General features: G+C 73.1%; 11 protein-coding genes and 1 pseudogene. 9 read left to right on the top strand and 3 right to left on the bottom strand.

What is annotated here, in order from left to right; all coding sequences use genetic code 11:
* Nucleotides 1–33: 33 nt before the first annotated feature.
* On the bottom strand, nucleotides 34–384 hold the full coding sequence (locus CHC11_RS15455) for an arsenate reductase family protein (protein ID WP_089312404.1): 351 nt from the start codon (nucleotides 382–384) through the stop codon (nucleotides 34–36).
* Nucleotides 384–848 (bottom strand): YbaK/EbsC family protein, encoded by a 465-nt coding sequence (locus CHC11_RS15450; protein ID WP_089312403.1) that lies wholly within the window; start codon nucleotides 846–848, stop codon nucleotides 384–386. Before CHC11_RS15450 ends, CHC11_RS15455 begins: the two co-directional genes overlap by 1 nt.
* A 23-nt stretch (nucleotides 849–871) precedes the next feature.
* Here CHC11_RS15450 and CHC11_RS15445 point away from each other — a divergent pair, with 23 nt between their 5' ends.
* The 4 genes from CHC11_RS15445 to CHC11_RS15430 all read left to right on the top strand — a co-directional run bounded on the left by CHC11_RS15445 (nucleotide 872) and on the right by CHC11_RS15430 (nucleotide 5,450).
* Entirely contained in the window at nucleotides 872–1,660 is a 789-nt protein-coding gene (locus tag CHC11_RS15445) for a L,D-transpeptidase family protein (RefSeq protein ID WP_089312402.1), read from the top strand.
* 260 nt (nucleotides 1,661–1,920) lie between these two features.
* Nucleotides 1,921–2,424 carry an SAV_6107 family HEPN domain-containing protein gene (locus CHC11_RS15440; protein WP_089312401.1) on the top strand — a complete coding sequence of 168 codons (504 nt, stop codon included), beginning with the start codon at nucleotides 1,921–1,923 and terminating at the stop codon, nucleotides 2,422–2,424.
* Nucleotides 2,425–2,624: 200 nt separating this feature from the next.
* A complete protein-coding gene (locus tag CHC11_RS15435; protein WP_089312400.1) occupies nucleotides 2,625–3,812 on the top strand; it encodes a CoA transferase in 1,188 nt (395 codons plus the stop codon).
* A gap of 216 nt (nucleotides 3,813–4,028) precedes the next feature.
* Nucleotides 4,029–5,450 (top strand): MFS transporter, encoded by a 1,422-nt coding sequence (locus CHC11_RS15430; protein ID WP_245919244.1) that lies wholly within the window; start codon nucleotides 4,029–4,031, stop codon nucleotides 5,448–5,450.
* Between the two features lie 72 nt (nucleotides 5,451–5,522).
* On the opposite strand, the gene bldD is transcribed toward CHC11_RS15430, so the two are convergent.
* Nucleotides 5,523–6,017, bottom strand: a complete 495-nt coding sequence (bldD, locus tag CHC11_RS15425) for a transcriptional regulator BldD (protein ID WP_021597992.1) — start codon at nucleotides 6,015–6,017, stop codon at nucleotides 5,523–5,525.
* Between the two features lie 406 nt (nucleotides 6,018–6,423).
* On the opposite strand from bldD, the gene pyrR reads away from it, so the two are divergent.
* The 5 genes and pseudogenes from pyrR to carB form a co-directional block, all read left to right on the top strand.
* Entirely contained in the window at nucleotides 6,424–7,014 is a 591-nt protein-coding gene (gene pyrR, locus CHC11_RS15420) for a bifunctional pyr operon transcriptional regulator/uracil phosphoribosyltransferase PyrR (RefSeq protein ID WP_089312399.1), read from the top strand.
* Nucleotides 7,011–7,952: an aspartate carbamoyltransferase catalytic subunit gene (locus CHC11_RS15415; protein ID WP_089312398.1), complete on the top strand. Its 942-nt coding sequence runs from the start codon at nucleotides 7,011–7,013 to the stop codon at nucleotides 7,950–7,952. The genes pyrR and CHC11_RS15415 overlap by 4 nt, the downstream gene beginning before the upstream one ends.
* Entirely contained in the window at nucleotides 7,949–9,235 is a 1,287-nt protein-coding gene (locus tag CHC11_RS15410; RefSeq protein WP_089312397.1) for a dihydroorotase, read from the top strand. Before CHC11_RS15415 ends, CHC11_RS15410 begins: the two co-directional genes overlap by 4 nt.
* The gene (gene carA, locus CHC11_RS15405; RefSeq protein WP_089312396.1) at nucleotides 9,232–10,350 is read left to right on the top strand and encodes a glutamine-hydrolyzing carbamoyl-phosphate synthase small subunit; all 1,119 of its coding nucleotides are present in this window, start codon (nucleotides 9,232–9,234) and stop codon (nucleotides 10,348–10,350) included. The genes CHC11_RS15410 and carA overlap by 4 nt, the downstream gene beginning before the upstream one ends.
* Nucleotides 10,350–13,658 (top strand): annotated as a pseudogene (gene carB, locus CHC11_RS15400) (carbamoyl-phosphate synthase large subunit); the annotation flags it as partial. The gene carA and the pseudogene carB, both read left to right, overlap by 1 nt.
* Nucleotides 13,659–13,689: the final 31 nt, after the last annotated feature.

Below are 13,689 nucleotides of genomic sequence, written 5' to 3'. Positions count from 1 at the left end.
GCCGTTTCCCGACTCCCCAGAATCACACCGGTGTCACTGGCTGTCGAGGGCCTTGCGCACCGATTCGGCGTCGCGCGCCACGACGGCGGTCTCGTCCGCCACGACGATCGGACGCTGGATCAGCGCCGGGTTCGCCGCCATGACCTCGATCCAGCGGGCCCGGTCGTGTTCGAGGTCCCTGAGCCCGAGCTCCTTGGCGACCGGCTCCTCCAGCCGCGCCACGTCCCACGGCTCGGCGCCGATCCGGGTGAGGACCTCGTCCAGTTCCTGCGCCGTGGGCGGCTCGTCCAGGTAGCGGCGCTCGGTGTACCGCACGCCCGCCTCGTCCAGCGCGGCCTTGGCGGCGCGGCTCTTCGAGCAGCGCGGGTTGTGCCAGAGTTCCATCACTCCACCTCCGCCGGGGTCCCCCCGGTGATCCTCAGAAGTTCGCCGTACGACGTGGGGAAGACGGTGTGCGGGTGCCCGCCCGCCGCCCACACCTCGTCGTACCGGTCCAGCCAGACGTCCACCAGCGTGCGGATCGGCTCCGGATGGCCGACCGGCGCGACGCCCCCGATCGGCTGGCCGGTCGCCTCCCGGACGAACTCCGGCGACGCCCGCCGCACCCTCGCCGCGCCCACCAGCGCCGCGACCTTCACCGTGTCGACGCGGTGCGCACCGCTGGTCATCACCAGCAGCGGCGACCCGTCGGCGTCGAACACCAGGCTGTTGGCGATCGCGCCGACCTCGCAGCCCAGCTGGTCGGCGGCGGCCTGCGCCGTCCTCGCGGAGTCGGGCAGCTCGACGATCGCTCCTGTCGCGCCCAGGTCGAGCAGAGCCTTCGCGACGATTTCGGCATTCGGATGCATGGGTAGAACTTTAAGGTCAGCGCATGCGAGGGAGAGCGATCGACGTGCGGAAGAGCGCGGTTCTGCTGGTCGCGGCCGTCGTCCTGACGGGCTGCAACGACATCGACGCGGCGGGGCCCGCCCCGTCGAAGGGGTCGCCGAAGGGAACGCCGTCCAAGACGCCGGCGACGCCCACACCGAGCCCCACCCACCGCAAGCTGAAACCGGGGGCCAAGGGGCCGGACGTCCAGGCGCTCCAGCGCCGCCTCAAGGCACTGCACTACGACCCCGGGAAGGCGGACGGGAAGTACGGACCGTCCACGCAGACGGCCGTGTGGGCGTTCCAGGCGGTGAACCGTCTCAAGCAGAAGAGCACCCTCTCCGCCTCGTTCTGGAAGGCACTGGACGCTCCTGAAGAGCCGCGGCCGGTGGCCAGGAAGCGCGAGAAGAACCGCGTCGACGTGGATCTGAAGCGCCAGTACCTCGTCCTCTACAAGGACGGCAGGCCGCGGCTCATCACGCACGTGTCGTCGGGCTCGGGGGAGTACTACTGCGCCAAGGACCGGGGCGCCACCGTCGCGCGCTGCCGCTACGCCACCACCGGCACGGGCGACTTCCGGACCGGACGCCGCGCCTCCGGCTGGGAGACCTCGCCGCTGGGGCAGCTCTACAACCCCGTCTACTTCAACGGCGGCATCGCCTTCCACGGCGCCCTGGACGTGCCCATGAACCCCGCTTCGCACGGCTGCGTCCGCATGCCGATGCACATCGCCGGGTATTTTCCGGACCTCGTCGGCACGGGCGTCCCCGTGCATGTCAGGCGCCCTCGCTAGCCCCCCGCGGGAGCCGCGTCCGGGCCGCTGTCAAGCCCGCTGACCTGCGAAACAAGACACGCGTTCGAACACGTTGACGAATCGCCGTCAGGGCGGTTTACTGTGAAGCGCGTCGAACTTATGTTCGATGTGGTGCGGGACTCGCGGCCCGCGCCAGGGCGACGTCCCCGCCGTTCGCGGTGTTTCGGCGGGACGGACGGCCGGGCGGAGTGAGGGGAAGCTCTCCGCCCGGCCGGCCCGAGCCCCGGAAGGAGGCAGACATGTCCGGAACGATGACCGCACGCGGAGTCCACTCCGCAGCCCAGTCCGTCCCGTCCCCCAGTCCTCGCCCACGCCACCGCCCGATGCCCGCGCCGCGCCCGGCGCACACGGCCGTCGGGCAGTTGCACGCCGCCCGCATGGGCCTCGCCGAGGCGGCCGAGGCCACCTCGCCCGCCGTCCGCTACGTGTGCGCCCACCTGGCGGCGCTGCGCGCGGCCGCCGCGGTCCTGGCGTCCAAGGAACCTCTGGAGACCCACCGCCGCGGCCGTCCGCGCAGCGTCTGGGTGCTGCTGCCCGAGGCCGAGCCCGCCCTGCGCGAGTGGGCCGCCTTCTTCGCCGCCGGCGCCGACAAGCGCGCCGCCGCCGAGGCGGGCCTGCCGCGCGCCGTCACCCCGCGCGATGCGGAGGAGCTCCTGCACGACGCCGAGGTCTTCGTCACCCTCGTCGAGGACACCCTCGGCGTCGACGGGCAGCCCACGCTCCCCGTCCCCGAAGCCGGCTGAGCCACTCCGGAGGCCGCCCCCCTCCCCGGGCCGGCCCCCGCCGGAGGCCGGGGACGCCGTCCCGCCATGGGGAGCGGCGTCCCCCCTCCGGCGGCCGGACCGATCGCGCCGGCGGGGGCCGCGACCCCCGAGCCGGCCCCTCCGGCGCGGTCCCACCCCGCTTCCCGCGCGGGCGAGGGGCGGTTGGTAGACATGGCCGGATGACCGACCTACTGCCGCTGGACGGGATGCGCGTCATCGAGCTGTCCAGCTTCGTCGCGGCGCCGCTGGGCGGGATGACCCTGGCGCAGCTCGGCGCTGACGTCATCCGCGTGGACCAGATCGGCGGCGGGCCCGACATCGACCGGTGGCCGCTCGCCCCGTCCGGGCGCAGCCTGTACTGGGCCGGGCTGAACAAGGGCAAGCGGTCGGTCGCCGTCGACCTGCGCTCGCCCGAAGGCCGCGAGCTGGTCGCCGGGCTCGTCGCGGACGGCGGTGTCGTCCTGACCAACGCGCCGCCGCGGAAAGGGCTGTCCTACGAGGAGCTGAAGGCCGCGCGGCCCGACCTGATCCACGTCCGGCTCCAGGGGACGCGGGCAGGCGGCAACGCCGTCGACTACACGGTGAACGCCGCCGCGGGCTTCCCGTCGCTCACGGGACCCGCGGGCCTGGCGGCGCCCGTCAACCACGCGCTGCCCGCGTGGGACGTGGCGTGCGGCCTGTACATGGCCGTCGGGCTGCTGGCGGCGGAACGGCACCGGTCGCGCACCGGAGAGGGCCGGCGGGTCCAGGTCGCGTTGCAGGACGTCGCCCTGGCCACCGCAGGGAACCTCGGGTACCTCGCAGAGGCTCAGCTCGGCGAGCCCAGAGCGCGCCTGGGCAACCACCTCTTCGGCGACTTCGGGCGCGACTTCGCCACGGCCGACGGACGGGTGATGGTCGCGGTCCTCACCGCCCGGCACTGGCACGACCTGGTGGAGGCGACCGGCCTCGGCGAGGTGGTCGAGGCCCTCGAACGCGCCCTGGGCGCCGACCTCCGCCGCGCCGGCGACCGCTACGCCCACCGCGAGGCGCTCGGCGGCGTGCTCGCGTCCTGGTTCGCCTGCCGCACCTGCGAGCAGGTCGCGGACGGCCTGGAGCGGACGTCCGTCCTGTGGTCCCGCTACCGCGACTTCGCGGAGGTGGCCGCCGGGCTGCGGGACGAGCCCCTCATGGCGCCGCTCGACCAGCCGGGCGTGGGCCCGCACCTGGCTCCGGGCTCTCCCGTGCGGCTCGGTGAGACCTCCCCGCCCCCGGTCCCGGCCCCCACCCTCGGCGAGCACACGGACGAGGTGCTCCGGGACGTCCTGGCCCTGCCCGCCGAGCGCGTCGAGGCCCTGCGGGCCAGTGGGGCGATCATGGGTTCGTGACGCGCGCGGGCGTGCGGGGCGGCCGGCGGCGCCGCCGGTAGGCGACCGCAAGGGCGGCCAGGAGCGGCGCCCAGGCCACGGGGGGAGGGGGACGAACCCGACCGCGGGTGTGGCCGGTCCTCCCGCCCGGGACCGATTCGGGTCCCCCCGCATGGGGGGAGCGGGTGGTTCGTCCCGGTATGAGATTGTCAGGGGGGCGAACTCCGGGAGGGCACGGTGGCGGGGCGGGGCGGGCGCGGGCTGGTCCCGCTGCTGGCCTTCCTCGGCGTGATGGCGTACTCGCTCTCGATGGCGGTGGTGACGCCCGCCCTGCCGCAGATCCAGCACGGCCTGCACACGACCCCGGCGGGAGCGGCGTGGGCGCTCACGGCGATGACGCTGTCCGCGGCCGTCGCCACGCCGGTGGTCGGACGGCTCGGCGACCTGTACGGGGCGCGCCGCGTGCTGCTCGCCGTGCTCGCCGTCGCCACCGCCGGGACGGTCGTCGCGGCGCTGGCCGCGACGGTGCCGGTCATGCTCGCGGGGCGCGTCCTCAGCGGCGTCGGCGGCGGCGTCTTCCCCCTGGCGTACATGATCATCCGGGACGTGCTCCCGCCCGCCCGGCGGGCCCCGGCCGTCGGCCTCATGTCGTCCATGCTGGGCCTCGGCGGCGCCGTGTCGTGGTGCCTGGCCGGTCCGATCATCGACCTCCTCGGCTGGCGGTGGCTGCTGTGGGTGCCGGTCGTCGGCCTGGTGCCCGGCGTCGTCCTCGCCTGGTGGATCGTTCCGGCCGGACGCCGGGACGGGTTGCCCCGCGCGGCGCGCGTCGACTGGTGGGGGGCGGCCCTCTTCGCCGCCTGGCTCGTGGCCGCGCTCACCGCCCTCACCGAGGGGATGGACTGGGGCTGGACGTCCCCCGGCGTCCTCGGGCTGCTGGCGCTCGCGCTCGCGTCGGCCGGCGCCTGGCTGTGGGTGGAGGGCCGCGTCTGCGAGCCCCTGATCGACCTGCGCCTCATGCGGGTCCGCGGGGTATGGACGGCGAACGCCGCCTCGCTCCTGTCCGGCTACGCGCTGATGGCGGGCGGGCTGCTGTTCCCCCTGCTCGTCCAGCTCCCCGGGGACACCGGGTACGGCTTCGGCGGGACGGCCACGCAGGCGGCGCTGCTCCAGCTTCCCGCCAGCGTCGGCATGACCGTCGCGGGCATGACGGCGGGCCTGCTCGACCGGCGCGTCGGCTCCCGCGCGGTGCTGCTCGGCGGCGCGGTGCTGACCGGCCTCGGCTACGCGTTCGTGGCGGTCGAGCACGGCGCCATGTGGCACCTCTACGTCGGCGGCCTGGCGCGGGGCGTCGGCCTGGGCTTCGCCTACGCCGCCGTGGCGACCCTGGTGGTCGCCGCCGTCCCGCCGGGGGAGACCGGCGTGGCCACCGGCATCAACACGCTGCTCCGCACCGTCGGCGCGTCCCTCGGGACGCAGGTCAGCGCGGTCATCGTCGTCGCCCTCCCCGGCGAGGGCGGGTTCTCCGCCGGGTTCGCGGTGAGCGCCGCCGTCATGGCGGCCGTCCTCCCGCTGGCCCTGCTCGTCCCGCGCCCGGGGCGGCGGACCCCACGCGGAACGGGGCCCGGCGCGGTGCCGGACCCCGTCCCGGTCGTGCGGTGACTCAGGTGGTGCGGTGACTCAGGTCGTGCGGTGACTCAGGTGGTGCGGTGACTCAGGTGGTGCGGTGGAACATCAGAACGACTCGACGGCGCGGCGCGCCTCCGGGTCGAGGACGCCCCAGCCGATCAGCTCCTCGGTGAGCTCGGTCGGGGACTTGTCATAGATGACCGCGAGTGAACGCAGGTCCTCCTGACGGATGGACAGGACCTTTCCGTTGTAGTCGCCCCGCTGGCTCTGGATCGTCGCGGCGTAGCGGGCGAGAGGACCGGCCTTGTCTTTCGGAAGCTGCTGCAACCGCTCTAGATCGATCACGAGCTTGGGTGTAGGCCCGAGCGGGCTCGGCGCGGCTCCGCCGGGCAGCAACTCGGAAACCGGCACGCCGTAGAAATCGGCGAGCTCGGCCAGCTTCTGAACGGTGACGGCGCGGTCGCCCCGCTCGTACGAACCCACGACGACGGCCTTCCAGCGGCCGCGTGACTTCTCCTCCACGCCGTGCAGGGACAGGCCCTGCTGGGTGCGGATGGCGCGCAGGCGCGCGCCGAGAGCCTTTGCATATTCAGACGGCATTCTGCGGCCCCCCAGGCTCACTTTCGTCGTCGTCGGACCCCGGCTTGTCACCGGGTGGAGACAGATTCGCGAAGCCAGGGGGCCTCAGGAGTCTGTCCCCGGGGATGGTTACGGACAGTGACGGTAAAACGGGTAGGGCCCCAGGTCAAGCTGATTGGAAAAAAGCGGTCGAATCCGCAGGACTCGATCCGGGCCGTCCGGATCGCGTCCGCCCCGTGCGGGCGGGGGTGCGGCGGGCCGGCCGCGCGGCCGCGCGGCCCTCGGGAGGTCTCCGAATGTGACCCCTCTCACCTGCGAAGACGTGGACCGGGTCGGGTGCCGGGCAGGCGGGACCGGCTGCTAACGTGTGGGGGACACGACATCCTTTAAGGCCCGTCCCGTGAGGCGGGGAAGGAGGTTTTCGGCGATGAACGCTGCCTCCAGGCAGGAGCATCGCGTGGCGGACGGTGACCCCCGGCCCAAGGCCGTTCTGGAGGGTCCCGACATCCGGCGCGCGCTGACCCGCATCGCACACGAGATCCTCGAGCGGACCAAGGGCGGCCACGACGTCCTGCTGCTCGGCATCCAGACCCGCGGCGTGACGCTGGCCGAACGGCTCGCGGGGGCGCTGCGCGAGGTCGAGGGCCGCCCGGTGCCCTGGGGCTCGCTCGACGTGACCATGTACCGGGACGACCTGCGGATGCGGCCCGCCCGCGCCCTCGGCCGCACGGAGCTGCCCGCCGAGGGGATCGACGACAGGGTCGTCGTGCTCGTCGACGACGTGCTGTTCTCCGGGCGGACGGTGCGCGCCGCACTGGACTCGCTGAACGACCTCGGCCGGCCCCGCGCCGTCCAGCTGGCGGTGCTGGTGGACCGCGGGCACCGGCAGCTGCCGATCCGCGCCGACTACGTGGGCAAGAACCTGCCCACCTCCATGCGCGAGACCGTGAAGGTCCTGCTGGACGAGAACGACGGGCGCGACGCGGTGCTGCTCGGCCCGACGGGGGGTGCCGAATGAACCGCCATCTGATCTCCGCCGCCGACCTCAGCCGCGACGACGCGCTGCTCGTCCTCGACACGGCCGAGGAGCTCGCGCGGATCGCGGGCCGCTCCATCAAGAAGCTGCCGACGCTGCGCGGCCGGACGGTCGTCAACCTCTTCTTCGAGGACTCCACCCGCACCCGGATCTCGTTCGAGGCCGCGGCCAAGCGGCTGTCGGCCGATGTGATCAACTTCTCCGCCAAGGGCTCCAGCGTCTCCAAGGGCGAGAGCCTGAAGGACACGGCGCTCACGCTGGAGGCGATGGGCGCGGACGGCGTCGTCATCCGGCACAACGCCTCCGGGGCGCCGCACCGGCTGGCCGGCTGGGTGCAGGGCAGCGTGGTCAACGCCGGCGACGGCACCCACGAGCACCCCACGCAGGCGCTCCTGGACGCGTTCACGATGCGCAAGCGCCTCGGCGACCTGGAGGGCCGCAAGGTCACGATCGTCGGCGACGTGCTGCACAGCCGCGTGGCACGATCCAACGTCCTGCTGCTGGACACGCTCGGCGCCGACGTCACCGTGGTCGCGCCGCCGACGCTGCTGCCGGTCGCGATCGACACCTGGCCCTGCTCGGTGTCCTACGACCTGGACGCCGTCATCCCGAAGAGCGACGTGATCATGATGCTGCGCGTCCAGCAGGAGCGCATGAACGCCGCCTACTTCCCGACGGTGCGCGAGTACAGCCGCCGCTACGGGCTGGACGCCGAGCGCATGGCCGAGCTGCCCGACCACGCCATCGTCATGCACCCCGGGCCGATGAACCGCGGCGTCGAGATCGCCGCCGAGGTCGCCGACTCGGTCCGCTCCACGATCGTCGAGCAGGTCGCCAACGGCGTCAGCGCGCGCATGGCCGTCCTCTACCTGCTGCTCGGAGGCTCCGAGCCCGCCATCGGCCAGGAGGTCCCCCAGTGAGCACCCACATCATCAAGGGCGCGCGGATCCTCGGCGGCGAGGCCGCCGACATCCTCGTCCGCGACGGCGCCATCGCCGCGGTCGGGACCGGCCTGGACGAGGCCGGCGCCGAGGTCGTCGACGCCGGCGGGCTGGTGGCCCTGCCCGGTCTCGTCGACCTGCACACCCACCTGCGCGAGCCGGGCCGCGAGGACGCCGAGACCGTCGAGTCCGGCACGCGGGCCGCCGCGATGGGCGGGTACACGGCCGTCCACGCGATGGCCAACACCGACCCCGTCGCCGACACGGCGGGCGTGGTGGAGCAGGTGTGGCGCCTCGGGCGCGAGGCCGGGTACTGCGACGTCCAGCCGGTCGGGGCCGTCACGCGCGGCATCGCCGGCGAGCAGCTCGCCGAGCTGGGCGCGATGGCCGACTCCGCCGCCGGGGTGCGGGTGTTCTCCGACGACGGGCACTGCGTGTCGGACGCGGTCATCATGCGCCGGGCCCTGGAGTACGTGAAGGCCTTCGACGGCGTCGTGGCCCAGCACGCCCAGGAGCCGCGCCTCACCGAGGGCGCCCAGGTGAACGAGGGCGAGATGTCCGCGGCGCTCGGCCTGCGCGGCTGGCCCGCCGTCGCCGAGGAGGCGATCATCGCCCGGGACGTGCTGCTCGCCCAGCACGTCGGGTCGCGGCTGCACGTGTGCCACGTCTCCACGGCCGGATCGGTGGAGATCATCCGCTGGGCCAAGAGCAAGGGCTGCCCGGTGACCGCCGAGGTCACCCCGCACCACCTGCTGCTGAACGACGCCAAGGCCGGGTCCTACGACCCGATCTTCAAGGTCAACCCGCCGCTGCGCACCGCCGACGACGTCACCGCGCTGCGGCACGCCCTCGCCGACGGGACGATCGACTGCGTCGCCACCGACCACGCCCCGCACCCGGTCGAGGCCAAGGAGACCGAGTGGGCCGTGGCGGCCATGGGCATGATCGGCCTGGAGACGGCGCTGCCGGTCGTCCAGGAGGCCATGGTCGAGACCGGCCTGCTCGACTGGGCCGGGGTCGCCGACCGCATGTCGGTCCGCCCCGCCCGCATCGGCCGCCTTTCCGGACAGGGTCGTCCGCTGGAGGCAGGATCGCCCGCCAACATCACGCTGTACGACCCGTCGCCGCGCCGCGCCGTGGACCCCTCCGCGCTGACCTCCAAGAGCCGCAACACCCCGTTCGCGGGGCTGGAGCTGCCCGGCCGGGTCGTCGCGACGTTCCTGCGCGGCAAGCCGACCGTCCTCGAAGGGAAGCTCCAATGAACCCTGCTCTGCTCGTTCTGGAAGACGGCAGGGTGTTCCGCGGAGTCGCGTACGGGGCCGAGGGGGAGACCTTCGGCGAGATGGTCTTCAACACCGGCATGACCGGCTACCAGGAGACCCTGACCGACCCCTCGTACGCGCGCCAGATCGTGGCGATGACGTCCCCGCACATCGGCAACACCGGCGTCAACGCCGAGGACCCCGAGTCGCGCCGCATCCAGGTGGCCGGCTACGTGGTGCGCGAGCCCGCCCGCGTGGCGTCCAACTGGCGCGCCACGGGCTCGCTCGGCTCCGCGCTGCGCGAGCAGGGCGTGGTGGGCATCGCCATGCCCGGCACGCGGGCCCTGACGCGGCACCTGCGCGACCGGGGCGCGATGCGCGCCGGCATCTTCAGCGGCGCGGACGCCGCCCTTGCCGGAGCGGACGCGCTCGTCGAGCGTGTCCGGCAGAGCCCCTCCATGGAGGGCGCCGACCTGGCCCGGGACGTCTCCACCCGGGAGCCCTACGTCGTCCCGGCGCGGGGCGGGAAGCGCTACACGGTCGCGGCCGTGGACCTCGGCATCAAGTCGATGACCCCGTACCGGATGTCCGAGCGGGGCTGCGAGGTGCACGTCCTGCCGGCGACCAGCACGGCCGAGGACATCCTCGCCCTCGCCCCCGACGGCGTGTTCTTCTCCAACGGCCCGGGCGACCCGGCCGCCGCGGGCTACGCCGTGGACGCGCTGAAGGGCGTCCTCGACACCGGAACGCCGTTCTTCGGGATCTGCTTCGGCAACCAGATCTTCGGCCGCGCGCTCGGCCTCGGCACCTACAAGCTGAGGTTCGGCCACCGCGGTATCAACCAGCCCGTCCAGGACCGGACGACCGGCAAGGTCGACGTGTCGGCGCACAACCACGGGTTCGCCGTGGACGCGCCCGCCGACGCGCCCTTCGACACCCCCTACGGGCCCGGCGAGGTCAGCCACGTCAACCTGAACGACGGGTGCGTCGAGGGGCTGAGGCTGCTGGAGCGCCCGGCGTTCAGCGTCCAGTACCACCCGGAGGCCGCGGCCGGCCCGCACGACGCCTCCGGGCTCTTCGACCGTTTCTGCGATCTGATGGAGGCGTCGAGGTAATGCCGCGCCGCGAAGACCTGAACTCCGTCCTGGTGATCGGCTCCGGGCCGATCGTCATCGGGCAGGCGTGCGAGTTCGACTACTCCGGGACCCAGGCGTGCCGGGTGCTCCGGGCCGAGGGCCTGCGGGTGACGCTGGTGAACAGCAACCCGGCCACGATCATGACCGACCCCGAGTTCGCCGACGCCACCTACGTCGAGCCGATCACCCCGGAGGTGGTCGAGAAGATCATCGCCAGGGAGCGGCCGGACGCGCTGCTGCCCACCCTCGGCGGCCAGACGGCCCTCAACACCGCCATCGCGCTCTACGAGGGCGGCGTCCTGGCCAAGTACGGGGTCGAGCTGATCGGCGCCGACGTGGACGCGATCCAGGCCGGGGAGAACCGGGAGCGGTTCAAGGAGGTCGTCGCCAAGGTCGCCCGCGAGCAGGGCCTGAACGCCGAGTCCGCCCGGTCGGTCATCTGCCACTCGATGCCGGACTGCCTGGCGGCCGCGGGCGAGCTCGGCTACCCCCTCGTCGTCCGGCCGTCCTTCACGATGGGCGGGCGAGGCTCCGGCTTCGCCCACGACGAGGACGACCTGCGCCGCATCGCCGGGGCCGGGCTCGACGCGTCCCCGACCGGCGAGGTGCTCCTGGAGGAGTCGATCCTCGGCTGGAAGGAGTACGAGCTGGAGGTCATGCGCGACCGCCACGACAACGTGGTGATCGTGTGCTCGATCGAGAACCTCGACCCGATGGGGGTGCACACCGGCGACTCGATCACGGTCGCGCCCGCGCTGACGCTGACCGACCGCGAGTACCAGAACATGCGGGACGTCGCGATCGCGGTGATCCGCGAGGTCGGCGTCGACACCGGCGGCTGCAACATCCAGTTCGCCGTGCACCCCGGCACCGGCCGGATGATCGTCATCGAGATGAACCCGCGGGTGTCGCGGTCCTCGGCCCTGGCCTCCAAGGCCACCGGCTTCCCCATCGCCAAGATCGCGGCGAAGCTGGCCATCGGGTACACGCTGGACGAGATCCCGAACGACATCACCCGCGAGACGCCCGCCTCGTTCGAGCCGACGCTCGACTACGTCGTGGTGAAGGTGCCCCGGTTCGCGTTCGAGAAGTTCCCCGGCGCCGACGGCACGCTCACCACGCACATGAAGTCCGTGGGCGAGGCCATGGCCATCGGGCGGTGCTTCACCGAGGCCCTGCAGAAGGCCCTGCGGTCCCTCGAACAGAAGAACACCTCGTTCAGCTGGGCGGGCGACGCCGACGCCGCCGAGCTCGTCGAGTCGGCACGGCGCCCCCACGACGGGCGGCTCAGGGAGGTCCAGCGCGCGCTCTGGGCCGGAGCCACCGTCGAGGAGCTCTACGAGGCGACCGGCATCGACCCCTGGTTCCTGGACCAGATCGCCGCCATCAACGAGGTCGCGGAGGAGATCCGCACCTCCGACGACGCGCTCACCAGGGACAAGCTGCTGCGCGCCAAGCGGCACGGGTTCTCCGACACGCAGATCGGCGAGCTGCGCAACCTCTCCGAAGAGGTCGTGCGCGAGCTGCGGCACGCCCTCGGCGTCCGGCCGGTCTACCTGACCGTGGACACCTGCGCCGCCGAGTTCGCGGCGCAGACGCCCTACCTCTACTCCGCCTACGACGAGGAGACCGAGGTACCGCCGGGGGCCAAGCCGAAGGTCATCATCCTGGGCAGCGGCCCCAACCGCATCGGCCAGGGCGTCGAGTTCGACTACTCCTGCGTCCACGCGTCGTTCACGCTGGCCGAGGCGGGCTACGAGACCGTGATGATCAACTGCAACCCCGAGACGGTCTCCACCGACTACGACACCTCCGACCGGCTCTACTTCGAGCCCCTCACGCTGGAGGACGTCCTGGAGGCCGTCTACGCGGAGCAGCAGTCCGGCGAGGTCGCGGGCGTCATCGTCCAGCTCGGCGGCCAGACGCCCCTCGGGCTCGCCCAGAAGCTGAAGGACGCCGGCGTGCCGATCGTGGGCACCTCGCCGGAGAGCATCCACCTCGCCGAGGAGCGCGGGGCGTTCGGACGCGTCCTGCACAGGGCGGGCCTGCTCGCCCCCAAGCACGGCACGGCCACGTCCTACCAGGACGCCCGGGAGATCGCCGCCGAGATCGGCTACCCCGTCCTCGTCCGCCCGTCCTACGTGCTGGGCGGGCGCGGCATGGAGATCGTGTACGACGACGCCACGCTGGAGTCGTACATGGCCCGCGCCACCGAGGCGAGCCCCGAGCACCCCGTGCTGGTCGACCGCTTCCTGGACGAGGCCATCGAGATCGACGTGGACGCCCTGTTCGACGGCGAGGAGCTGTACCTCGGCGGCGTGATGGAGCACATCGAGGAGGCCGGCATCCACTCCGGCGACTCGGCGTGCGCCCTGCCGCCCATCACGCTGGGCCACGACGACATCCGCCGCATCCGCGAGTCGACGGAGGCGCTCGCGCGCGGCGTCGGCGTGCGCGGGCTGATGAACGTCCAGTACGCGCTGTCCGCGGGCGTCCTGTACGTGCTGGAGGCGAACCCGCGGGCCTCCCGCACGGTGCCGTTCGTCTCCAAGGCGACCGCCGTGCCGCTCGCCAAGGCGGCGGCGCGCGTGATGATGGGCACGACCATCGCCGAGCTGCGCGCCGAGGGCATCCTGCCCGAGGCCGGCGACGGCGGGACCCTGCCGCTGGACGCGCCGATCGCGGTCAAGGAGGCCGTCCTGCCGTTCGACCGGTTCCGCAACGAGCACGGGCAGGGCGTCGACATCGTCCTCGGCCCCGAGATGCGCTCCACCGGCGAGGTCATGGGCATCGACGAGGTGTTCGGCACCGCGTTCGCCAAGTCGCAGCAGGCCGCCTACGGGTCGCTGCCGACCAAGGGGCGCGCGTTCGTGTCCGTGGCGAACCGCGACAAACGGCACATGGTGTTCCCCGTGAAGCGCCTGGCTGACCTGGGCTTTGAGATTCTTGCCACGGAAGGGACCGCGGAGGTCCTGCGCCGCAACGGCGTGCGTGCCAAGATCGTGCGCAAGCACAGCGAGGGTCCGGGCCCGTCCGGCGAGCCCACGATCGTGCGGCGCGTCCTGGACGGCGAGGTCGACCTCATCGTCAACACTCCCTTCGGCAGCCCCGGCCAGTCCGGGCCGCGGCTCGACGGTTACGAGATCCGTACCGCGGCCGTGCTGCGGGGCGTACCGTGCGTGACGACCGTCCAGGGGCTCGCGGCGGCAGTGCAGGGCATCGAGGCCGTCGCCGGAGGCCAGGTCGGCGTCCGCTCCCTCCAGGAGCACGCCGAGCGGCTCAGCGGCGCGCACGGCCGCGCCGGCGCTCTCGGCGCGG

It is taken from the genome of Actinomadura mexicana, assembly GCF_900188105.1.
Classification (GTDB): Bacteria; Actinomycetota; Actinomycetes; order Streptosporangiales; family Streptosporangiaceae; genus Spirillospora; species Spirillospora mexicana.
This window is presented reverse-complemented; position numbering and strand designations above follow the sequence as displayed.